Source organism: Caulobacter sp. BP25, from assembly GCF_002737755.1.
In the GTDB taxonomy this organism is placed as follows: domain Bacteria; phylum Pseudomonadota; class Alphaproteobacteria; order Caulobacterales; family Caulobacteraceae; genus Caulobacter.
In genome coordinates this window covers 1-21,759 of the sequence record NZ_PEGH01000007.1, presented here as the reverse complement: position 1 = coordinate 21,759, position 21,759 = coordinate 1, and the positions used below count along the sequence as shown (strand labels likewise).

The 21,759-nt window shown below is 65.4% G+C and carries 15 protein-coding genes and 4 pseudogenes; 12 read left to right on the top strand and 7 right to left on the bottom strand.

From position 1 onward, the window contains the following. The first annotated feature begins 35 nt into the window (after nt 1–35). On the top strand, nt 36–1,445 hold the full coding sequence (gene glnA / locus CSW59_RS03955) for a type I glutamate--ammonia ligase (RefSeq protein ID WP_099442813.1): 1,410 nt from the start codon (nt 36–38) through the stop codon (nt 1,443–1,445). A gap of 300 nt (nt 1,446–1,745) precedes the next feature. Further along, complete coding sequence (locus CSW59_RS03950; RefSeq protein ID WP_099442812.1) at nt 1,746–3,926, top strand: TonB-dependent receptor; 2,181 nt, start codon at nt 1,746–1,748, stop codon at nt 3,924–3,926. Nucleotides 3,927–3,985: 59 nt separating this feature from the next. Here the strand turns inward: CSW59_RS03950 and CSW59_RS03945 are convergent, their stop codons facing one another. Continuing rightward, nucleotides 3,986–4,405 (bottom strand): putative quinol monooxygenase, encoded by a 420-nt coding sequence (locus CSW59_RS03945; RefSeq protein WP_236632153.1) that lies wholly within the window; start codon nt 4,403–4,405, stop codon nt 3,986–3,988. A gap of 171 nt (nt 4,406–4,576) precedes the next feature. Here CSW59_RS03945 and CSW59_RS03940 point away from each other — a divergent pair, with 171 nt between their 5' ends. From CSW59_RS03940 to CSW59_RS21740, 4 genes and pseudogenes are all read left to right on the top strand, one after another. Beyond that, nucleotides 4,577–6,049 carry an amidohydrolase gene (locus CSW59_RS03940; RefSeq protein ID WP_099442811.1) on the top strand — a complete coding sequence of 491 codons (1,473 nt, stop codon included), beginning with the start codon at nt 4,577–4,579 and terminating at the stop codon, nt 6,047–6,049. Next, on the top strand, nt 6,049–7,401 hold the full coding sequence (locus CSW59_RS03935) for an amidohydrolase family protein (RefSeq protein ID WP_099442810.1): 1,353 nt from the start codon (nt 6,049–6,051) through the stop codon (nt 7,399–7,401). The genes CSW59_RS03940 and CSW59_RS03935 overlap by 1 nt, the downstream gene beginning before the upstream one ends. Before the next feature lie 117 nt (nt 7,402–7,518). Continuing rightward, a complete protein-coding gene (gene parE, locus CSW59_RS03930; RefSeq protein WP_099442809.1) occupies nt 7,519–9,621 on the top strand; it encodes a DNA topoisomerase IV subunit B in 2,103 nt (700 codons plus the stop codon). 53 nt (nt 9,622–9,674) lie between these two features. Then, nucleotides 9,675–9,930: pseudogene (locus CSW59_RS21740) on the top strand (hypothetical protein); the annotation flags it as partial. Between the two features lie 70 nt (nt 9,931–10,000). Here the strand turns inward: CSW59_RS21740 and CSW59_RS21165 are convergent. From CSW59_RS21165 to CSW59_RS03915, 3 genes and pseudogenes are all read right to left on the bottom strand, one after another. Next, nucleotides 10,001–10,141 (bottom strand): annotated as a pseudogene (locus CSW59_RS21165) (hypothetical protein); the annotation flags it as partial. Nucleotides 10,142–10,266: 125 nt separating this feature from the next. Continuing rightward, a pseudogene (locus CSW59_RS21735) lies at nt 10,267–10,342 on the bottom strand (hypothetical protein); the annotation flags it as partial. A gap of 17 nt (nt 10,343–10,359) precedes the next feature. Further along, nucleotides 10,360–11,082, bottom strand: coding sequence for an EcsC family protein (locus tag CSW59_RS03915; RefSeq protein ID WP_099442808.1), 723 nt, complete (start codon nt 11,080–11,082; stop codon nt 10,360–10,362). Nucleotides 11,083–11,268: 186 nt separating this feature from the next. On the opposite strand from CSW59_RS03915, the pseudogene CSW59_RS21160 reads away from it, so the two are divergent. Beyond that, a pseudogene (locus CSW59_RS21160) lies at nt 11,269–11,380 on the top strand (hypothetical protein); the annotation flags it as partial. A 300-nt stretch (nt 11,381–11,680) separates the two neighbouring features. Here CSW59_RS21160 and CSW59_RS03910 read toward each other — a convergent pair. After that, complete coding sequence (locus CSW59_RS03910; RefSeq protein WP_099442807.1) at nt 11,681–12,901, bottom strand: STAS-like domain-containing protein; 1,221 nt, start codon at nt 12,899–12,901, stop codon at nt 11,681–11,683. A gap of 170 nt (nt 12,902–13,071) precedes the next feature. On the opposite strand from CSW59_RS03910, the gene CSW59_RS03905 reads away from it, so the two are divergent. The 4 genes from CSW59_RS03905 to CSW59_RS03890 all read left to right on the top strand — a co-directional run bounded on the left by CSW59_RS03905 (nt 13,072) and on the right by CSW59_RS03890 (nt 18,206). Then, nucleotides 13,072–13,761, top strand: coding sequence for a chromosomal replication initiator DnaA (locus CSW59_RS03905; RefSeq protein ID WP_099442806.1), 690 nt, complete (start codon nt 13,072–13,074; stop codon nt 13,759–13,761). 200 nt (nt 13,762–13,961) lie between these two features. Next, entirely contained in the window at nt 13,962–16,190 is a 2,229-nt protein-coding gene (locus tag CSW59_RS03900; RefSeq protein WP_099442805.1) for an RNA degradosome polyphosphate kinase, read from the top strand. 83 nt (nt 16,191–16,273) lie between these two features. Then, nucleotides 16,274–17,767: a Ppx/GppA phosphatase family protein gene (locus tag CSW59_RS03895; RefSeq protein ID WP_099442804.1), complete on the top strand. Its 1,494-nt coding sequence runs from the start codon at nt 16,274–16,276 to the stop codon at nt 17,765–17,767. A gap of 157 nt (nt 17,768–17,924) precedes the next feature. Beyond that, entirely contained in the window at nt 17,925–18,206 is a 282-nt protein-coding gene (locus CSW59_RS03890) for a hypothetical protein (RefSeq protein ID WP_099442803.1), read from the top strand. 9 nt (nt 18,207–18,215) lie between these two features. Here CSW59_RS03890 and CSW59_RS03885 read toward each other — a convergent pair whose 3' ends face one another. Both CSW59_RS03885 and rnd read right to left on the bottom strand, forming a co-directional pair. Then, nucleotides 18,216–19,931 carry a response regulator gene (locus CSW59_RS03885; protein ID WP_099442802.1) on the bottom strand — a complete coding sequence of 572 codons (1,716 nt, stop codon included), beginning with the start codon at nt 19,929–19,931 and terminating at the stop codon, nt 18,216–18,218. A 152-nt stretch (nt 19,932–20,083) separates the two neighbouring features. Further along, complete coding sequence (gene rnd / locus CSW59_RS03880; protein WP_099442801.1) at nt 20,084–21,253, bottom strand: ribonuclease D; 1,170 nt, start codon at nt 21,251–21,253, stop codon at nt 20,084–20,086. 136 nt (nt 21,254–21,389) lie between these two features. On the opposite strand from rnd, the gene CSW59_RS03875 reads away from it, so the two are divergent. Beyond that, nucleotides 21,390–21,759 (top strand): AIR synthase related protein (locus CSW59_RS03875; RefSeq protein WP_236632152.1); only part of this gene is annotated, 370 nt, incomplete at its 3' end.

The window sequence follows — 21,759 nt, the reverse complement described above, 5'->3', positions numbered from 1 at the left end:
CAACACCTACGAGAGTTCTACAAAGGGGATACGGAATGACCACCGCCAAGGATATCCTGAACCTGATCAAGGAAAAGGACGTCAAGTACGTCGACGTCCGCTTCACCGACGTTCGCGGCAAGCTGCAGCACGTCACGTTCGACATCGACCTGGTCGACGATGACTTCCTGAATGACGGCACCATGTTCGACGGCTCGTCGATCGCCGGCTGGAAGGCCATCAACGAGTCGGACATGAAGCTGCGCCCCGACCTGTCGAGCGCGATCATCGACCCCTTCTATCAGCAGACGACGCTGGCCCTGTTCTGCGACGTCGTGAACCCGGATGACGGCACCCCCTACAACCGCGACCCGCGCTCGATCGCCAAGGCCGCGCTGAACTACGTGAAGTCGGCCGGCGTGGGCGACACCGTCTATTTTGGTCCGGAAGCCGAGTTCTTCATCTTCGACGACGTCCGTTGGTCGACTGCGCCGAACAACACCGGCTACTCGTACGACTCCAGCGAACTGCCGGTGAATTCGGCCAAGGAATATCCGGAAGGCAACATGGGCCACCGTCCGGGTCCGAAGGGCGGCTACTTCCCGGTGAACCCGGTCGACAGCTGCCAGGATCTGCGCGGCGAAATGCTGGCCGTCATGGGCGAGCTGGGCATGAAGCCGGAAAAGCACCACCACGAGGTGGCGCCCGCCCAGCACGAACTCGGCCTGAAGTTCGACACCATGGTCGTCATGGCCGACCGGATGCAGCTCTATAAGTACGTCATCCACAATGTCGCGGCCGCCTACGGCAAGACGGCCACCTTCATGGCCAAGCCGATGTTCGCCGACAACGGTTCGGGCATGCACGTTCACCAGTCGATCTGGCAAGATGGCAAGCCGCTGTTCGCTGGCGACAAGTACGCTGGCCTGAGCCAAGAATGCCTGTGGTACATCGGCGGCATCATCAAGCACGCCAAGGCGATCAACGCGTTCTCGAACTCGACGACGAACTCGTACAAGCGCCTGGTGCCCGGCTACGAAGCCCCGGTGAAGCTGGCCTACAGCTCGCGCAACCGCTCGGCCTCGATCCGCATCCCGCACGTCGATTCGCCCAAGGCCAAGCGCCTGGAAGCCCGCTTCCCCGACCCGATGGGCAACCCGTACCTGACCTTCGTCGCCCTGCTGATGGCCGGCCTGGACGGCATCATCAACAAGATCGACCCGGGCGCTCCGGCCGACAAGAACCTCTATGACCTGCCGCCCCGCGAGCAGAAGAAGATCCCGGAAGTCTGCGGCTCGCTGCGCGAAGCCCTGGAAAGCCTGGACAAGGACCGCGCCTTCCTGAAGGCCGGCGGCGTCATGGATGACGATTTCATCGACAGCTACATCGAGCTGAAGATGGAAGAGGTGATGCGTCTGCAACTGCACCCGCACCCCGTCGAATTCGACATGTACTACAAGTGCTAAGGGCGACAGCCTAAAGACAGACGAAGGGCCGGAGAGCGATCTCGGCCCTTTTTCGTTGCGCGCCGAAAGAAGAGCGGCCGCGATGACCGAGAATGATTTATTACTTATAAGCAGCAGCTGAACAAAAATGTCGCAACTTCGCAACAGAAGCGACGCAATCGCCCCTTTCCGATCCAAATCGCGTGGCGCGAGATATCCGCGAGGCCGAAACTTGGCCTATCGCAGCGCAAACGGAATCGCCGCCAAAGCTCAAGCCACAACGAGTGACGCGGCGCCGCAAGATCACAACAGGATCTCTCCATGCCCAAGCTCAACAGCTCCCTTCGTCGCGCCCTGACGCTGTCATGCGGCCTGACGGCCCTGGCCTCCGCAATGGCGGCCGCCCCGGCGGCTTTCGCTCAGGACACCAAGGTCGGCGAAATCATCATCACGGCCCAGAAGCGTAGCGAGAACCTGCAGGACGTGCCGGTCTCCGTGGCCGCGATCAGCGGTGAAAAGCTGCAATCGACCTTCGCCGCCGGCGAGGACATCCTGGCCCTGTCGGCCAAGGCTCCGGGCCTCTACGCCGAGTCCTCGAACGGCCGCGCCGCGCCGCGCTTCTACATTCGCGGCCTCGGCAACGCTGACTTCGACCTGGCCGCCTCGCAACCGGTCTCGATCATCCAGGACGAAGTTGTCCTCGAGAACGTCGTGCTGAAGAGCTCGCCGATCTACGACATCGAACAGGTCGAAGTGCTGCGCGGCCCCCAGGGTACTCTGTTCGGCCGAAACACGACTGCCGGCATCGTCAAGTTCGACACGATCAAACCGTCGGATGAAACCAAAGGCCGCGCCTCGGCCTCCTATGGCAGCTACAACACCTTCACCTTCGACGGCGGCCTCGGCTGGGCCATCGTCCCGGGTAAGATCGCGGCCCGCGCTTCGGTCCTGCTCCAACGTCGTGACGACTGGATCGACAACACCTACACCAAGAAGCCCAACACGCTGGGCGGCTTCAACGAAAAGGCAGCCCGTCTGCAGCTGCTGTTCACGCCAACCGATAAGCTGTCGGCCCTGTTCAACGTCCACACGCGCGACCTGGACGGCACAGCCGCCGTTTTCCGCGCCAACGTGCTGACCAAAGGCTCTAACAAGCTGAACGGTAACTACAAGCGCGATGAGGTCGCCTACGACAACACCGCCAATAACCCGCAGAACTACAAGGGCGCCGGCGCCTCGGCGAACATCCAGTACGACTTCGACGGCGCTAAGCTGACCTCGATCACCGCTTATGAGAACACCCACGGCTCCAGCCTGGGCGATATCGACGGCGGCAATCCGACAGGCCCGGGCTTCATCCCGTTCCAGTCGAACACCCGTGACGGCATCAAGAACCTGTTCCAGTGGACCCAGGAAGTCCGCCTGGCCAGCGATACCGATGGCCCGCTGAGCTGGCAGGTCGGCGGCTTCTACTTCGATACCAAGTACGACATCCGCACCGATCCGTTCTTCATGCCCGCAACCACGCTGCGCCAGAAGAACAAGGCCTGGGCGTTGTTCGGCCAGACCTCCTACGCCGTCAACGACCAACTGACCCTAACCGGCGGCCTGCGCTACACGGACGACGACAAGGACATGAACGTCGTTTCGGGCCCCAACAGGGCTCCGTCAGTGTCGGTGTCTGACTCGAAACTGACGTGGGACCTTTCGGCTTTCTATAAGCTGCAAGAGGACGTCAGCGTCTACGCCAAGGTCGCCTCGGGCTTCCGCGGTCCGTCGATCCAGGGTCGTGACATCGCCTTCGGCTCGCCGGCTTCGGCCGCCAAGTCCGAGACGATCATGTCCTACGAGGTGGGCCTGAAGAGCGAGCTGTTCGACCGCCGCGTCCGCCTGAACGGCGCGGTCTTCACCTACACGATCGACGACCCGCAGTTCAGCGCCGTCGGCGGTGGCAGCAACTCCAACCGCCTGATCAACGCCAAGAAGGGCGAGGCCTATGGCCTGGAACTGGATAGCGAATTCGTCGTCACCCCAAACCTCGTCGTGACCGCCGGCTACAGCTACGCGCACACCAAGATCAAGGACAAGACGCTGGCCGTCGCGGCTTGCGCCGCCTGCACCGTCACCGACTCGCTTACCGCTGCCGGCCTGGCTCTCGTGAATGGCAACCCGTTCCCGAACGCGCCGAAATACACCTTCGACTTCACCGCGCGCTACAGCTACCCGATCGCCTCGGGCGAGCTGTTCGCCTACACGGACTGGAAGGTGCAGGGCTACACCAACATCTTCCTGTACCAGTCGAAGGAGTTCTACACGAAGGGCGACTTCGAGGGCGGCCTGAAGCTGGGCTACGCCAACAAGGAAGGCGGCTGGGAAGTGGCGGCTTTCGCCCGCAACATCACCAACGAAAGCAACATCAAGGGCGCGATCGACTTCAACAACCTGACCGCGTTCGTCAACGAACCGCGCGTGGTCGGCGTGTCGATCGACGCTCGCTTCTAAGGTCGAAGAGACCTCGAAATGACGAAGGCCGCGGAGCGATCCGCGGCCTTTTTCTTTGATCAGAGCTTCAGGCCCTGCCCGATCACGGGCTCGGTTTCGAAGTGCTGGGGAAAGCCCGCGATGATGGGCCGGGCTTTCGCGATTGCCGCCTGCACCGCTGGCAGCTTGAGAGACGCGGCGTGAGCGTCCTTGCCAGTCCAGACCTCTGTGATCCAGAGCGCGTCGGCCTTGGTCGGATCCTTGGCGATCACATAGCTCAGGCAACCAGGCATGCCGTCTGTTCCCTCGGCCAGGATCGCCAGCAAGTCGTCACGCTTGCCTGGCGCGGCCAGCATCTGGCCGATCAGTCCGTACATGGGCTTTCTCTCCTGCGATTGCGCGGCGCCGGAAAAGGCGGCGGCGGCCAGCCCGGTCGCGAGCGCTTCTCGCCTGGCCATCTTCGTGTCCATCATCATATCCCCTCCATTCGTCGCCAGCATCGCTCGACACGCGCCTCATCCTGTCAGCAGCCGGCACAATGGGCGACAATCTGGTAGCGCGGCGCGCGTGCACGTTTTTTGCCTAATACGCGCTCCACCGAACATTGTCCGGCTTGATAAGCCGCGCCTTTTCGTTTGTCCTTCCCCCCTCTTCGAGAGTCGGGGTTTTTCATGATCAGATGGCGTTACGCGGCGACCGCCGCGAGCCTGCTCGCGCTGGGGCTTTCGGCCTGCGCGACCACCGGAACTGGCGCGCCCGCCAAGTCCAGCCAAGCGAACGCCAAGCCCGCCGAGAAAGCGGAGGCTAAACCGCTTCCCAAGGGCCTAGATGGCCAAGCCTCCAGCGGCTTCCCCTCGACCTACAATCCGCTTCCGTCGCGTCCGACCGCCTTCGTAGGCGCGACCGTGCTGACCGCCGCCGGCCAGCAGATCGACAACGGCGTGGTCATCGCCTCGGGCGGCAAGATCGTCGCCGTCGGCGGGCCCGACACCCCGATCCCGGGCGACGTGGTCAAGGTCGACGCCACCGGCAAGTGGATCACGCCCGGCGTCATCGACGCCCACAGCCACCTCGGAGTCTACCCGTCACCTGGCGTATCCGCGCGCTCGGATGGCAACGAAGCCACCGATCCGAACACCGCCCAGGTTTGGGCCGAGCATTCGGTCTGGCCGCAAGACCCAGGCTTCAATCGCGCTCGCGCCGGCGGCGTCACGACGTTGATGATTTTGCCTGGTTCGGCCAACCTGTTCGGTGGCCGCTCAGTGACGCTCAAGAACGTTCCGTCCTTGACCATGCAGGGCATGAAGTTCCCCGAAGCTCCTTACGGCCTGAAGATGGCCTGCGGCGAGAACCCCAAGCGGGTCTACGGCGGACGGGGCCGATCGCCTTCAACCGCGATGGGTAATGTCTTCGGCTACCGCAAGGCATGGATCGACGCGGCCGACTACGCTCGTAAGTGGGATGACTACCGCGCCAAGACCTCAAAGGGGGAAAAGGCGGACGCGCCAAAGCGCGACCTGCAACTCGAAACCCTGGCGGGTGTCCTGAAGGGCGAAATCCTAGTCCAAAACCACTGCTACCGGGCCGATGAAGAAGCGGTGATGATCGATATCGCCAGAGAGTTCGGCTACAAGATCACGATGTTCCACCACGCGATCGAGAGCTACAAGATCGCGCCGCTTCTGGCCAAGGAAGACATCTGCTCGGCTACTTGGGCCTCTTGGACCGGTTTCAAGATGGAGAGCCTGGACGGCATCGACGCCAACGCCGCGATCCTCTGGAAGAACGGCGCCTGCGCCGTGATCCACTCCGATGATCCGATCATGACCCAGCGGCTGAACCAGGAGGCCGCCATCGCCATGGCCGCTGGCGCCAAGCTTGGCATCGACATCCCTCGCGCCGAGGCGATCAAGTGGATCACCGCCAACCCAGCCAAGGCCATGGGCATCGCCGACAAGACCGGCAGCCTCGAGCCCGGCAAGGCCGCCGACATCGTCGTCTGGAGCCGCGACCCGTTCAGCGTCTACGCCCAGGCCGAGAAGGTCTTCATCGACGGCGCGCTGGTCTATGACCGCAAGGACGCGCGCTTCCAGCCCAAGTCCGATTTCGAGCTCGGCCAGCCCGGCCAGGGAGCGTTCAACTGATGATCCGGTCTCTGCTTCTCGCCAGCGCCGCCTGCGCGCTGGCCCTTCCGGCGGCCGCCCAGACGGTGGCCATCGTCAACGCCCGCATCGAGCCGGTCTCCAGCGCCGCGATCCCGAACGGGACCCTGGTCATCAAGGACGGCAAGATCGCCGCTCTCGGCGCCAAGGTCACGGTTCCGGCCGGCGCCAAGGTGATCGACGCCAAGGGCGGCGTCGTCACGCCGGGTTTCATCGCCCCCTCCTCGAACCTCGGGGCCTCCGAGATCAGCGGCGTGCGTGAAACCCGCGACGACGGCACCGGCAATGCGCTGTCGGCCGCCTTCGACATCAGCTACGGGATCAACCCGGCCTCGACCTTCCTGGGCCTGGCCCGTGACGGCGGGATCACCAGTTCGGCGGTGACGCCGGTGCTGAGCGGGAGCGGCGGCGGCGCCCACGAGCACGCCGACGACGGCGTGGTCGAGGAGATGACCGCCGGCGCCCACGGCGACGGCGATCCGCCGCTGTTCGGCGGCCAGGCGGCGTTCATCCGCCTGAAGGCGGGCTCGCCCGACATCGTCGAGGCCTCGAAACTAGCCGTCACTGTCTCGTTGGGCGAAAGCGGCGCTCGGGCGGCGGGCGGCTCGCGCGGCGCCAACCTCGTCTTGATCCGCTCGGCCCTCGAAGACGCCCGCGCCTTCGCCGCCCGCCGCGCGGCCTTCGAGCAAGGCGCCACCCGCGACTTCGGTCTCTCGCGCCTGGACCTTCAGGCCCTGATCCCGGTCGTGCAGGGCAAGACCCCGCTGCTGATCCGCGTCTCCCGCGCCGCCGACATCCGCCAGGCGCTGAAGCTAGCGGCCGAGGAGAAGATCAAGATCGTCCTCGAAGGCGTCGAGGAAGGCTGGATGGTCGCGGCCGAGATCGCCAAGGCCGGCGTGCCGGTCATCCTCGATCCGCAGGACGACCTGCCCGGCAGCTTCGAGACCCTGGGCTCGCGCCTCGACAACGCAGCCCGCCTGCACGCCGCCGGCGTCAGCGTGGCGATCAACGGCTCGCGAGACTTCAACAACCTGCGTCAGGAGCGCCTGAACGCCGGCCTGGCGGTGGCTAACGGCCTGCCCTACTCGGCCGCTCTGGCCGCCGTGACCCTGGTTCCGGCCAAGATCTGGGGTCAGGACGGCAAGGTGGGCTCGCTCGAAGTCGGCAAGCTGGCCGACGTCGTGGTCTGGAACGGCGACCCGCTGGAGACCACCAGCTGGCCGACCAGCGTCCTGATCGGCGGCGTCGAACAGCCCAAGGACGGCCGCCACGAGCAGCTGAAGGCCCGCTACGTCGCCAGCGACCAGGGCGGCTATCCTCCGGCCTATCGCTAAGCCTTCCGCCTTATCGCGAGATCCGCCCCCGGCTTGCTGGGGGCGGATTTCTCTTTTCAGGGGAAGCCGTCGCGGCCATACGAGGCCCCCGCGTTCGAATCGCCTAGACTTCCCCTGATGTCATCCTCCGATAAGACCCCCTCCCTGTTTGGCGACGACGACGCCCTCGCCCCGGTTCCGGCCGCGCCGCTGCAAAGCAGCGTGGAGCCGCGCGTCGAGGCGACGCCGCGTCCGATCCCGCCGCCGCCACCCTCGACCAAGGCCCCCGCCGCCAAGGCCAGCGCGCCCGGCGAGTACTCGGCCGCCGACATCGAGGTGCTGGAAGGCCTGGAGCCGGTCCGCAAGCGGCCGGGCATGTACATCGGCGGCACCGACGAGCGGGCCCTGCACCACCTGTTCGCCGAAGTCCTCGACAACTCGATGGACGAGGCCGTGGCCGGCTTTGCCAAGACCATCGAGGTCAAGCTCGACGCCGACGGCTTCCTGTCGGTCAAGGACGACGGTCGCGGCATGCCCGTCGACCCGCACCCCAAGTACCCCGGCAAGTCGGCGCTGGAGGTCATCATGACCGTCTTGCACGCCGGCGGTAAGTTCACGGGCAAGGCTTACGAGACCTCCGGCGGCCTGCACGGCGTCGGCGCCTCCGTCGTCAACGCCCTGTCCGAGCGCGTCGAGGTCACCGTCTGGCGCGACGGCTTCGAGCACCTCCAGGTGTTCTCGCGCGGCAAACCGCTGGGTCCGATCCAGCAGATCGCGCCGTCGAAGAAGAAGGGCACCATGGTGCGCTTCAAGCCCGACGACGAGATCTTCGGCGACGGGACCAATTTCAAACCCGCCCGCCTGTACCGCATGGCCCGGTCCAAGGCCTATCTGTTCCGCGGCGTGCAGATCAAATGGTCCTGCGATCCCTCCCGCATCCATGACCAGACCCCGCCCGAGGCCACCTTCCACTTCCCCAACGGCCTGGCCGACTTCCTGGCCGAGCGCGCCAAGGGCCTGACCACCGTCACGCCCGAAAGCTTCTCGGGCCGCATCGAGCGCCAGGGCGAGGCCGGCGCGGTCGAGTGGGCCGTGACCTGGACGCCCCAGGGCTTTGGCGAGCACGACGGCTTCATGCAGTCGTACTGCAACACCGTGCCCACCCCCGAAGGCGGCACCCACGAGAGCGGCTTCCGCGCCGCCCTGACGCGGGGGCTCAAGGCCTATGCCGACCTCAAGGGCGAGAAGCGCGGGACGATCATCACCGCCGACGACGTCGTCGCCCAGGCCGGGGCTCTGATCTCGGTGTTCATCAAGAACCCCGAGTTCCAGGGCCAGACCAAGGAAAAGCTCTCCACCAGCGAGGCCCAGCGCTTCGTCGAGGCGGCTCTGCGCGACCCGTTCGACCTGTGGCTGTCCTCCAGCCCCAAGAACGCCCAGGCCCTGCTGGAATTCGTCATCGAGCGGGCCGAGGAGCGCCTCAAGCGCCGCAAGGACAAGGAAGTCACCCGCGCCAGCGCGACCCGCAAGCTGCGCCTGCCCGGCAAGCTGGCCGACTGCGCCGGCGGGGCGGTCGACGGCGCCGAGCTGTTCATCGTCGAAGGCGACAGCGCCGGCGGCTCGGCCAAGCAGGCCCGCGACCGCAAGTACCAGGCGATCCTGCCCCTGCGCGGCAAGATCCTGAACGTGGCCTCGGCCAGCGGCGAGAAGTTCACCGCCAACAAGGAGCTGTCGGACCTGATGCTGGCCCTGGGAGCCCAGGGCGGGAACAAGTATCGCGAGGAAGACCTCCGCTACGACCGCATCATCATCATGACCGACGCCGACGTCGACGGCGCCCACATCGCCAGCCTGTTGATCACCTTCTTCTACCGGACCATGCCGGACGTGATCCGCCAGGGTCACCTGTATCTGGCCCTGCCGCCCCTGTACCGCATCGCCCACGGCGGCAAGAGCGAGTACGCCCGCGACGACGCCCACAAGGACGAGCTCTTGGCCACGGTGTTCAAGGGCAAGAAGCCCGAGATCGGCCGCTTCAAGGGCCTGGGCGAGATGATGGCCTCCCAGCTGAAGGAGACCACCATGGACCCCAAGAAACGCACCCTGGCCCGCGTCACCCTGCCCCGCCACGAGGAAAGCGTCGAGGAACTGGTCGAGACCCTGATGGGCCGCAAGCCCGAGCTGCGCTTCCGCTTCATCCAGGAGAACGCCGAGTTCGCGACGGCGGATCTGGATCTCTAAAATCCTCCCCCCAGCGGGGGAGGTGGCGCGAAGCGCCGGAGGGGGAAGTTCTACTGAGCTTGCCTCTTCCCCCTCCGTCGTCTCTTCGAGCCGACACCTCCCCCGCTGGGGGGAGGATTTTGAACGCACGCGCACCCCCGCCACTTCACGCGGTTTCCCGCTGAAGGGATGGAAAGGGACGCGGAGCGCCGGACATCCGTCCGGAAGAATTGAATAAATACCGTTTCGACGAAGCCCGACGCTCCGCGCGACCGTTATCCGCCAGCGTCCCGTCAGGTGGCCCTGTTTGGGCCTTACCGGGAGCTGGGCCTCCCGTTTCCGAGAACCCCAGCGGTCGGAGAGGACGGGCTTTCAGCCAAACACGCCCTTTTGCCTCCAACCACGCCGACGGCGGGCGGGTGAGCCCAGCAAGCTCATCCCCGGACCGTCCGAGTATCCCCCTCGAACCTGTCCCCGCTCGATCGCCCCCCGCCGCCGCAAATGGTCGCTGGCCATGCGCCCTTTCCTCGCGACGAGGTGGTTAGAGCATAAGGGCGGTTTCAACGCGGATGATAGAGCAGCGTGTAAAAGTGGGAAGTGGTTGAAATCGTTGGGGTCGTTTCCGGATACGCGGATGATGGAGCCCCGCGAACGCTCGTACTTGCCCCCTCCGCGCCTGCGGCGCTCCTCCCCCGGAGGGGGAAGAAGGGGCGCGCACCTTCCGCCCCCTTTGGGGGCGGACGACCACGCAGAGCGTGGTCAGGTGGGGGCCTGCGGCGCTGGCCGGCCCTGCTCCGCCCGCATCCGATACGCCATCACCGCCGTATGCCCCAGCCGCTCCACCAGCCGCCAATTCACAATGGCCCCCAGCGGCGCGCCGACCACGGGCAGGAACTGGGCCAGTTTCGCCAGATCAATGTGGTCGCGGTACTGCTGCTGGAAGGCGCGCCAGTCGAAGTCGTCGAGATGGGTCGGATGGCCCTTCAAGTCCCAGTCCTGCATCGCGTCCATCACCCGCGCGCGGTGCTCGGCGTCCGAGAACGCCAGCTCGAAGATGTGCAGGATGAACAAGCGCTCGGGAAGCTGCGTCCCGTCGTGGCCGAAGATCGCGGCGATCTCGAACAACAGCTTGATCTTGAAGCTCATCAGCAGCGGGAAGTCGGCCGCCGCCGCCAGGAAGCCCCCGGCCCCGGTCACCCCGCCTTCGACGGCGGCCGTCTTCTTCCAGCCGTCGATCGCCTTGGCCGCCCGCGCCCGCCGCTCGTCCAGCGACAGGCCGATCTGAGGCGCGCCGGTCATGAAATCCGAGCCGGTCAGCATGCCCCGCGTCATGCCCTCGATCGCCGTGGTGATGGCGGCGTGGACCTTCTCGGGGATCATCCGGTTGATCCGCCGCTGCGTCGCCCGCGCCAGGCCGTTCAGCGGCCCCGGCGGCCGGAGGATCTCGTCGCGCCAGGCCAGGATGTCGGGGGAAAGAGGCATGGGGGAGTACGTAGTCCTTCTCCCCCTGCGGGAGAAGGTGGCGCGAAGCGCCGGATGAGGGGTCGCACCGCCCTCGCCCGCTCCTTCGCAGCTGATCCGCCGAGAAACCCCTCATCCGACCCGCTGCGCGGGCCACCTTCTCCCGCAAGGGGAGAAGGACTCCATAAACACCGACCTCCCCGGCGAATGCCGGGGCCCAGATCGAACCCGCCGCCGCCGAAGCGCTCGCGAGACCCCATGGCGCGCCCCCCAAAACGTTCCGGATGTATCTGGGCCCCGGCATTCGCCGGGGAGGTCGGGTGTTGGTTAGGTCCGTGAAGCCCCTTCTCACCCGAGAAGGCGCCCTCCTTACATCTCACGGCGAGACGATCGCAGGGCTGTCCAAGTCACTCAAGGCATACCCTCGGGCCGGCCAAGCCGGTCCCGGGGGACGACGCTCCGCGTCGCCGCCGCGCGGCCGCCCGGGGGGCGGTGTCGGCGGACTGACTTGGTCAGTCCTGCACGCTGCAGCCTCCAAGAGATTTAAGGACGGGACCGCGCGGGGGGCGCGGTGTGCGACGCAGGCGTGCTGATGACGTCGCGGAGTCAAATGCTCCACTTAAAGCGCTTTTCGCTGCGATATTGCACGACCAATTAGCCCTGAAACAGTATCGTTTGCATTGATAATGCTAATCTTCTGGGAGAACTTTTTCTCACCTAAAGATATAAAAAGCATCCCAAAAACCTCATCAGCAAAGCTACTTGAAATAACATCAACTCCATCAAAATCTACATAGAGTTTCTCATCATCTAAATTGGTTAGATTTTCGATTATATTTCGAACCGGCTTCGCTATCTCACGACTTCCAAAGGAAGTAGCCTCATCCCTCATCTTTATATGGGTTCCCTGCACCTCGCTCTGGAACTTTTTCTCGATGTAATCAAAGCCAGGATCATGAGGACGACCACCAAAAACTAAAGCATTTTCAAGCAATTCCTCATAATCCATCCGAATTCTCGCACGGACCATTGTACCGTCGTACGGAACAGCATGACGCCCGACATGAACCTCCCCGTGGCGGGCCGATAAGGTGAGATTCCCAGAAATAATACTGAAATCACCACCGCTCACATCGCAACATTTATAAGTTCCGTATAGTCCATTTCCCATATTCGTCTTTTTGTTCTTCGTGACGCCCTCCATGATGGACATTCTCAACGCATCTTCATCGCTAGATATGTCCAACCTTCCAGCTCGAAGACTTTTCTGTACAGTCACACCAGCATCGCAAACAAGCATCTCCACTTGAGATTTAGACGGATAGGACAGCACCTGCACTAACCCTCCAACTCTAGATTGCGCATGACCGAGAACATTGTCTGTTATTTCGTTCAACGCCCATTCAAGCGCCTTCATTTTCGATCGAGTGGCTCCACGCAAAACTCTCAAAAGCGTGTGAACGATCTTATCGACTGCCTTTTCATGCTCCTTGGCATCCGAAAAAGACATAACGGACATATTATTCAGATTCAAATCATCAAATTTCGGATATACACCGCACATATAGTGGGACCAATTAGTATTCAACATCACCTTAGCCAACCTCTTATTAGTCGGCATTTTTAAATTGAAATCGACACCAGATAATCTTCTGTATCTCAGACACACCATTACGATAGGCATCATATATGCAGCAGAAATAAATGACGCACTTTTGAAATTCAAAACTACATCGCGATAACCTTGCTTCTCGATCAAATTGAATATGGCGGCCAATGCAGGTAGCGGCTCACCCTGGAGATTACCGCCGAGGAAGATTTCATTTTTCTCCCGCCACATTGCGGCACTCTCCCTTTAGACTGATCACCAATTTACACCTTAGACGGCGCACGCTCCCCCATCCACACCTCCCGCCCCTCCATCCCCAACCTCTGCCCCCCGCCACCTCCCCAGCGGGGCCATACCGCCCTATATCCTGGTCCTGACGTTCACCACGCTGGGACCTTGCGTTGTCCACCCAGTTCCGACTGCCGCTGACCGCCGCGCCGACCTATGCTCGCGAGGACTTCGCCGTCTCGCCGAGCAACGCCGACGCCGCAGCCCGGGTCGAGGCCTGGCCGGCCTGGCCCGAAGGAAGGCTGGCGCTGATCGGGCCGGCGGGGGTGGGCAAGACGCATCTGGCCAGGGCCTGGGCGGCGGCGCATGACGCCGTGGTGATCGAGGCCACCGGCGATGAGGCGCCCGACCTGCCCGCCCTGCGCGGCAAGGCGGTGCTGGTCGAGGACGTCGACCGGCGTTCCGAAGGGACCGCGCTGTCGGACGAAGCGCTGTTCCACATCCTCAACATGGCCGGCGTCGACGGCGGGACCGTGCTGCTGACGGGGCGCACGCCCCCGGTGGGCTGGACGGCGGACGTGCCGGACCTGCGCTCGCGGCTGAATGCGCTGTGCGTGGCGCCGATCGAGGCGCCCGACGACGTGGTGCTGGAGGCGGTGCTGCGGCGGGCCTTCGAGCAGCGGCTGCTGAAGCCCGATCCGGACCTCTATCCGTACCTTTTGCTGCGCCTGCCCCGCTCGGCCGCCGAGGCGATCGCGGCGGCGGACCTGCTGGACGAAGCCGCCGCCCAGCAGCGGCGCGAGCTGAACAAGGCCCTGGCGCGCGAAGTGCTGGGGGATTTCGAGGGGGATGAGGCGGGGTAGGCGTTCCCCCTTCTCCCCTTGCGGGAGAAGGTGTCAGCGCAGCTGACGGATGAGGGGTCGATCGCCCTGTCCGCCGCGAAACCCCTCATCCGGCGCTATCGCGCCACCTTCTCCCGCAAGGGGAGAAGGAAACCCCCTGTCTTCTTCCCGTCACTTGCGTCGTTCACCATGGCGGAACAAAGTCTGCCTATAGTGATCCCATGACCAATCCCGCGACCAAGCCCCTCGACGCCGCCAATGCTCCTCAGACGGACGAAGTCTCCGGGCTGACGCTGGACGGCGAGCTGATGGCCTCGCCCGAGCGGTTCTTCAATCGCGAACTGTCGTGGCTGGCCTTCAACCAGCGGGTGCTGGAGGAGAGCTCCAATCTTCGCCACCCGCTGCTGGAGCGCTTAAGGTTCCTGTCGATCAGCGCCAACAACCTCGACGAATTCTACATGGTCCGCGTGGCCGGCCTGAAGGGCCAGGTGCGCGAGGGCGTGCGGGTGGTCAGCCAGGACGGCCTGACGCCGGGCGAGCAGCTGAACCGCATCAACGCCTCGGCCGCCGAGCTGATGGCCGAGCAGCAGAAGATCTGGCGCCAGCTGCGCACCCAGCTGCGGGACGAGGGGCTGAAGCTGCTCGACGCCAAGGACATCGAGGGCGAGGACAAGGCGCGGGCCGAAGAGATCTTCACCAACCAGATCTTCCCGGTGATGACGCCGCTGGCGATCGACCCGGCCCACCCGTTCCCGTTCATCCCGAACCTGGGCTTCTGCCTGGCGCTGAAGCTGCGCCGCATCGCCGACGACAAGCACCTGTATGCCCTGGCGCCGATCCCCCAGCAGGTGCGGCGGTTCTGGGAGCTGAGCTCGGTGGTCTCGCGCGGCAAGAAGCGCCAGCGCAAGATCGTGGCGCTGGAAAGCCTGATCATCCTGTTCCTGGAGCACCTGTTCCCCGGCTACGAGGTCGAGGGACGCGGCCTGTTCCGCCTGGTCCGCGACAGCGACCTTGAGATCGAGGAAGAGGCCGAGGACCTGGTGCGCGAGTTCGAGGCGCGGCTGAAGAAGCGTCGCCTGGGCCAGGTGGTGCGGGTCAAGATCCAGACCACCATGCCGGCCGACCTGCGCGACTTCATCCTTGAGGGCCTGCGCGCCGAGCCCGAGGACGTGATCCTGGTCGACGGCAAGCTGGGCCTGGCCCAGATGAGCGAGCTGATCCCGCCGGACCGTCCGGACCTGAAGTTCCCGCCGTTCAACGCCCGCTTCCCCGAGCGCATCCGCGACCACGGCGGCGACTGCTTCGCGGCGATCCGCGAGAAGGACATTCTGGTCCACCACCCGTTCGAGAGCTTTGACGTGGTGGTGCAGTTCCTGCGCCAGGCCGCGCGCGACCCGAACGTGCTGGCGATCAAGCAGACCCTCTATCGCACCTCCAAGGACAGCCCGATCGTGGCGGCCCTGATCGAGGCGGCCGACAACGGCAAGAACGTCACGGCCCTCGTGGAGATCAAGGCCCGCTTCGACGAGGAAAATAACCTCAAGTGGGCGCGCGACCTGGAAAGGGCGGGCGTGCACGTGGTGTTCGGCTTCGTCGACTGGAAGACCCACGCCAAGCTGTCGGTCGTGGTGCGCCGCGAGGGCGACAACGCCCTGCGCACCTACTGCCACTTCGGCACCGGCAACTATCACCCGCAGACGGCGCGGGTTTACACCGACCTTAGCCTCTTCACCTGCGACCCGGCCCTGGGGCGCGACGGGGGCAAGCTGTTCAACTTCATCACCGGCTACGCCCAGCCCGGCCGGCTGGAGAAGCTGTCGTTCTCGCCGATGACGCTGAAGCCTGATTTGCTGCGGATGATCGAGACCGAGGCGGACGCGGCGCGGGCCGGCAAGCCGGCGGGCATCTGGGCCAAGATGAATTCGGTGGTCGACCCGCAGGTGATCGACGCGCTGTACAAGGCCAGCCAAGCCGGCGTGCAGATCGACCTGGTCGTGCGCGGCATCTGCTGCCTGCGGCCGGGCATCAAGGGGCTGTCGGAGAACATCCGGGTCAAGTCGATCGTCGGCCGCTTCCTGGAGCACGCCCGCATCCTGGCTTTCGCCAACGGCGCGGCCATGCCCTCGGCGCAGACGCGGCTCTTCATCAGCTCGGCCGACTGGATGCCGCGCAATCTGGACCGCCGCGTCGAGAGCCTGGTCCCGGTCGAGAACCCGACCGTCCACCAGCAGGTGCTGGACCAGATCATGGTCGCCAACCTCAACGACGAGGCCCAGAGCTGGCGGCTGGACAGCGAGGGCGACTACGCTCGCGATCCGGCCTGGAACAGCAAGGGCGCGTTCTCGGCCCACGACTACTTCATGACCAATCCCAGCCTGTCGGGCCGCGGTCATGGGGCTCGCGACCTGCCGCGCGCGTTCGACCACGTGGGACCCAAGCGCAAGGCCTAGAGTCTTGGGGGGAGGCGCGCAAACTCCGCTTCCGCAAGCGGTTGAGGCTTCCCCCGGCGTGGGAATGCGCTAAACCACGCCCCATGCCCTTCCCGGCGCCGCGCGACGCGGCCGTGATTGATATCGGTTCAAACTCGGTCCGCCTGGTGGTGTACCGGCTGGAAGGCCGCGCCATCTGGACGGTCTTCAACGAGAAGGTCCTGGCGGGCCTGGGCCGGGATCTCGCCAAGACCGGTCGCCTGTCGCCCGAGGGCGTGATCCAGACCCTGCAGGCCCTAAAGCGCTTCCGCGCCGTGCTGGAGGCCGTCGGACCGGCCGAGGTCTTCGCCGTCGCCACCGCCGCCGCCCGCGAGGCCATCGACGGCCCAGATTTCATCCGCCGCGTGCGCGAGGAGACCGGCTTCACCGTCCGCGTCCTCTCGGGCGAGGAAGAAGCCCACTACGCCGCCGTCGGCGTGCTGGCCGGCGCGCCCGACGCCACGGGCGTGGTCGGCGACCTGGGCGGGGCCAGCCTGGAACTGGTGCGCCTGTCGGCGACCGGCGCGGGTCTGGGCGTCACCCTGCCGCTGGGCCCCTTCAGCCTGGCCGGCCCCATCGGCGCTGGCTTTGACGGCGAGCGCGTCCGGCGCCTGGCGCGCGAGCGCATCGCCGCCGTCGCCGCCGACTTCCGCACCGACACCTTCCACGCCGTGGGCGGCGCCTGGCGGAACCTGGCTTTGCTTCACATGCGGCTGTCGGGCTACCCGCTGCACGTCGTCCACCAGTACGAGATCGGGGCGACAGAGGCGTTGGAGGCCGCGCGCCTGGTCGCCCACCAGTCCAAGAGCTCGCTGGAACGCATCGAAGGCATGAGCAAAAAGCGCTCGGAGACCCTGCCCTACGCGGCCGTGGTGCTGGAGACGCTGATCGAGCAGCTGGGCCTCAAGCGCATCGAGATCTCGGCCTATGGCGTGCGCGAGGGCCTGCTGTTCGAGGCCATGCCGCCGCGCGTGCGCAGCCTGGATCCGCTGATCGAGGGCTGCTCGGCCCTGGGGGCGCGCCAAGGCGTGGCCGACGATCTGGGCGCGGCCCTGGACGCTTGGATCGCTCCAGCCTTCCGCGAGCTGCCGCCGCTGTTTGGCGAGCGCGACGGCGTTCTGGTCTCGGCCGCCTGCCGCCTGGCCGATGTCGGCGTGCGCCTGCACCCGGACCATCGCGCCGACCTCGTGTTCGAGCAGGTGCTGCGCGCGCCGATCGCGGGCCAGACCCACGCCGAGCGCTGCTTCCTGGCCGCCGCCGCCCACGCGCGCCACGCGACGAACTTCCATCCGCCGGAACTGGCGACGCTGGAGCGGCTGCTCAGCCCCGCCCAACTGAAACGCGCCCGCGCCCTGGGCGCCACAATCCGGCTGGCCTGCGACCTCTCTGGCCGCAGCCCCAGTCTCTTGGCCCACGCCCGCCTGAGCCTGGACAAGGCGAACCTCATCCTGGCCGCCGATCAGGGCTTCGCCGACCTTCTGCTGGGCGAACAGACCAACAAGCGCGCCAATACGGCCGCGCAACACCTGGGACTGAAGTCGAAGATTGTCTCAGATTGATCTCAGGTAGAGATCCGCCGTATTTTATGTTTAATTTGATCTTTATTTCCTCAATACGAGGAACCGGACAACTTGACGCACGTCTAGCGCCTCTTTTCAGCATGCTTTGTTAGGCATGCCCGCTCTAGCCTTCCTGAACGACACAGGGAGACCCCGGATGCTGAAGCATCGTTCCCACTACCTCGACGCCATCGCCCCGCCCCCCAGCGCCTCGCCGCGCTTCGAGCCGCGCGTCGTCCCGCGTCCGGCGAACGATCAGGACACGCCGGTAGCCAGCGCCGCCCGCGTCCTGCAGGCCGATATCGCCCGCGCCTTCTCGGCCAAGGATGGCTGGTCGGTGGGCAAGACCGTGGCCGCCGGGGTGATCTTCCACCTAGGTGTCTTCTGCGCCCTGGGGCTGGCGGCCGGAGCGGCCCTGGCTCAGCTGGCGCGCGGATAGAAGAGGCGCCTAGGGCGTCTCGCCGCCATCACCAAATAGCGCCACATACAGATCCCGCGGCATGACGGGCTTTTCCACCCAGCCCGTCATACCCGCCTCGCGGCAGGCGGCGATCTCCACGGGCGAGGCCGCGCCGGTCACCGCGATAATTGGCGTCTCACGATTGGCGCCGCTTTCGCGGAGGCGGCGCGAGGCCTCCAGGCCGTCCATGCCCGGCATGCGCACATCCATCAGGATGGCGTCGAATGTCAGCTCCTCGGCCGCCGCCAGCGCCGACAGAGCGTCTTCGGCGGTTTCCACCTCGGCGCCGAACGCTTCCAGCATCCGCGCCAGGGTGCGACGGTTGATATCGTGATCGTCTACGACCAGCACCGATAGCGCTCGCCTCGACGTAGCCAGAGCCGCCGCCTCGGCGGCGTCGATGGCTGGCGGCGGCGCGCCTTCGGGCGCGGGCAAGGTCAGCGTGAAGCACGCGCCGCTTCCGCCGCCGTCGGCCGCCTTCAGGTCGCCACCCATCAGACGCGCCAGGTCGCGGCTGATCGCCAGGCCAAGACCGGTGCCGCCGAACGCCCGCGTCGTTTTCAGGCCCAGTTGCTCGTAGGGACTAAACAGGCGGGCGATCTGCGCCTCTGTCAGTCCAGGACCGGTGTCGCACACCTCGATGGACACGAAGCGGCGGCCATCCCGCGTCAAGGGGGTGACCGTCACCATCACCTCGCCGTCGGCGGTGAACTTGATGGCGTTGCTGATCAGGTTGTTGAGGATCTGGCGGACGCGCATGGGATCGCCCCGCACCCATTGCGGGCTGGCGGCGGCGCCGCGCAGCACAAGCCTCAGCCCCTTGGCGCGGGCGGTGTTACGCCAGAACCGAACTGTGTTCGAGATCAGCGCCCTCAAGTCGTGATCCACGACCTCTACGCCCATGCGGCCCGCTTCGATCTTCGACAGATCCAGAAGATCATTGAGCTGGGCGCGCATCATCAGACCGGCGTCGGCGATCAGCGCCGCGGCGGATCGGTCGGCCTCGCTGGCCGCGTCGAGCGAGGCCGCGCCATTGACGATGGCGTTGATCGGCGTGCGCAGCTCGTGGCTCACCATGGCGATGAAGGCCGACTTGGCGGCGGTCTGCGCCTCAGCCGCCCGTCGCGCGGCGCGTTCGGCCAGCAGGGTTCGCCGCGACCAGAGGAAGGTCAGCGAGACCGTTAGACAGAAAAGTCCCACGCCAATCAAGAAGTGCGGCAGGAAGGGATCAATACTGGCCCCCACGACAAATGGCGTGACGACCAGATAAGCAAGATGCGGCGCGACGGCGCACAGGAAGGCGACCAGACAACCTTCGGCGCCCATCAACGCGGTGAAGACCGAGCCCGACAACAACAGGATCGCCCCTGCGGATGTCACCGGGGTTCCCGCCTGCCAGAACGGAATGGCCAGCGCCCCGAAGACCACCCCCATCAGGAAATCGACGGTCAGGTTTAACCAAACGCGTCGCTGGGGCGCCGGGGCGTCCAGGAAACTGCGGATCGCGTAAAGCTCAAGGAGCTGCGCGGCTCCATAGACCAGAACCCACGGCGCCAGAAAGGGCATGCCATGCAGAGTGAGCCCGATCAGGCACAGGGAAACGGCCACGAAGATGCGCAGAGGAACCTGCTGGCGGCGCGAAATCGCTGCGGCGCGATAATCGACCGCTAGACGCCCCCAGAATTCACGCAACTCAACCCCCACAGGCGCGCCTCGCCCTCTACGGCCGCCGTCATACCGTCAAATCAGGTCACACGCCCGGTGGCGAATCGGGAGATGGCCCGATTCGGGTACAAATCAACCCGTCCGTAAGCCCGAGGCAAGCGAAAGCACAGCCTCAGAACGCGACAGGACGATCAGCTCGCCTTGGGCGCGCGACGAACCTCGACCACGCGAACCTTGGCGCCGTCCAGCACCAGGGCCAACTCACCGCGCTTTATCTTCAAGGCGTCGGCCCCGAAGGCGTCGCGGCGCCAGCCGGTCAGGGCCGGGGTGGCGGCGTTATCGTCGGCGGCGATCTTCTCCAGATCCGAAACCGTGGCGATCAGCTTGGAAGCGACGCCGGCCTCTTCGGCCCGCGCCTTCAGCAGCACCTTGAGCAGCTCGACGACGGCCCCGGCGTTCTGGGGCGGCGGGGGACCCGACTTTTCGACCACCGGAGCATAACCTTCGGGATCGGCCAGGGCGACCTTGATCGCGGCCAGCAGATCGGGGCCGAACTTGCTGCCGCCAAAGCCCTTGGGCACGCCGCGCAGGTTGTTCAGGGCCTCCAGGCTGGTCGGCGCCTGGGTCGCCAGCTCGTCGATGGCCTCGTCCTTCAGGATGCGGCCGCGCGGCTGGTCGCGGTTCTGGGCGGTGCGCTCGCGCCAGGCGGCGACGGCCTTGAAGACGGCCAGATACTTGGATTGCGTCTTGCGCGGACGCAGGCGGCGCCAGGCCTTTTCCGGGTCGACATCGTAGGCGGCCGGGTCGGAGATGGCGGTCATCTCCTCCTCGACCCAGGCTAGACGGCCCGAGGTTTCGAGGCGCTCGCGGAGGATCGGGAACAGCGCCGCCAGGTGAGTGACGTCGGCCAGGGCATAGGTCAGCTGCGCCTCGGTCAGCGGCCGGCGCGCCCAGTCGGTGAAGCGGCTGGACTTGTCCAGTTCGATGCGCAGCATCTGGCGGACCAGGGCGTCATAGGCGATCTGCTCGCCAAAGCCCGCCGCCATGCCCGCCACCTGGGTGTCGAACAGCGGCTTGGGCATCGCCTTCAGGTTATTGAAGATCTCGACGTCCTGACGGGCGGCGTGAAAGACCTTCAGAATGCGCTCGTCGCGCATCACGGCCAGCAGCGGCTCCAGGTCGATATCGTCGGCCAGCGGGTCGATGACGGCTTCGTGCGTGGGCGACGCGACCTGGATCAGGCACAACTTGGGCCAGTAGGTCGTCTCGCGCATGAACTCGGTGTCCACCGCGATGAAAGGCTCGCCCGAAAGCGCATTACAAAACGCCGCCAGCTCGGCGGTGGTGGTGATCGGCTTCATCCGCTGCTAATAGCCTCGCGCACCCCCGAGTCTGCAAGCGTCAAGACGCAGGAAGCTGGGCCGGGACGCAAAATTTCCGCGAGTTCGGAGGATGTTCCCGTCCTCCGAGAGACTAAGAGCGAGCGCCAGAGCGACCATGAGCGATCAGCCCAACGGCCTTACCTATGCCCAGGCGGGCGTCGATATCGACGCGGGCAATGCGCTCGTCGACGCGATCAAACCCCTGGCCAAGGCCACTCGCCGTCCTGGCGCAGAGGCAAGCCTGGGTGGTTTCGGCGCGCTCTTTGACCTGAAAGCAGCTGGTTACAATGACCCGTTGCTGGTCACCACGACCGACGGCGTCGGCACCAAGCTGCGCATCGCCATTGATGCGGGCATGCACGCCACAGTCGGCGTCGACCTGGTGGCCATGTGCGTCAACGACCTGCTGGCCCAGGGCGCCGAGCCATTGATGTTCCTGGACTACTTCGCCACCGGCAAGCTGGACATCGAGGTCGCCAAGAGCG

Coding starts and splice junctions, on each gene's coding strand:
- glnA (WP_099442813.1), top strand. CDS start 36: ATGACCACCGCCAAGGATATCCTGAACCTGATCAAGGAAAAGGACGTC.
- CSW59_RS03950 (WP_099442812.1), top strand. CDS start 1,746: ATGCCCAAGCTCAACAGCTCCCTTCGTCGCGCCCTGACGCTGTCATGC.
- CSW59_RS03945 (WP_236632153.1), bottom strand. CDS start 4,405: ATGCTGGCGACGAATGGAGGGGATATGATGATGGACACGAAGATGGCC.
- CSW59_RS03940 (WP_099442811.1), top strand. CDS start 4,577: ATGATCAGATGGCGTTACGCGGCGACCGCCGCGAGCCTGCTCGCGCTG.
- CSW59_RS03935 (WP_099442810.1), top strand. CDS start 6,049: ATGATCCGGTCTCTGCTTCTCGCCAGCGCCGCCTGCGCGCTGGCCCTT.
- parE (WP_099442809.1), top strand. CDS start 7,519: ATGTCATCCTCCGATAAGACCCCCTCCCTGTTTGGCGACGACGACGCC.
- CSW59_RS03915 (WP_099442808.1), bottom strand. CDS start 11,082: ATGCCTCTTTCCCCCGACATCCTGGCCTGGCGCGACGAGATCCTCCGG.
- CSW59_RS03910 (WP_099442807.1), bottom strand. CDS start 12,901: ATGTGGCGGGAGAAAAATGAAATCTTCCTCGGCGGTAATCTCCAGGGT.
- CSW59_RS03900 (WP_099442805.1), top strand. CDS start 13,962: ATGACCAATCCCGCGACCAAGCCCCTCGACGCCGCCAATGCTCCTCAG.
- CSW59_RS03895 (WP_099442804.1), top strand. CDS start 16,274: ATGCCCTTCCCGGCGCCGCGCGACGCGGCCGTGATTGATATCGGTTCA.
- CSW59_RS03890 (WP_099442803.1), top strand. CDS start 17,925: ATGCTGAAGCATCGTTCCCACTACCTCGACGCCATCGCCCCGCCCCCC.
- rnd (WP_099442801.1), bottom strand. CDS start 21,253: ATGAAGCCGATCACCACCACCGCCGAGCTGGCGGCGTTTTGTAATGCG.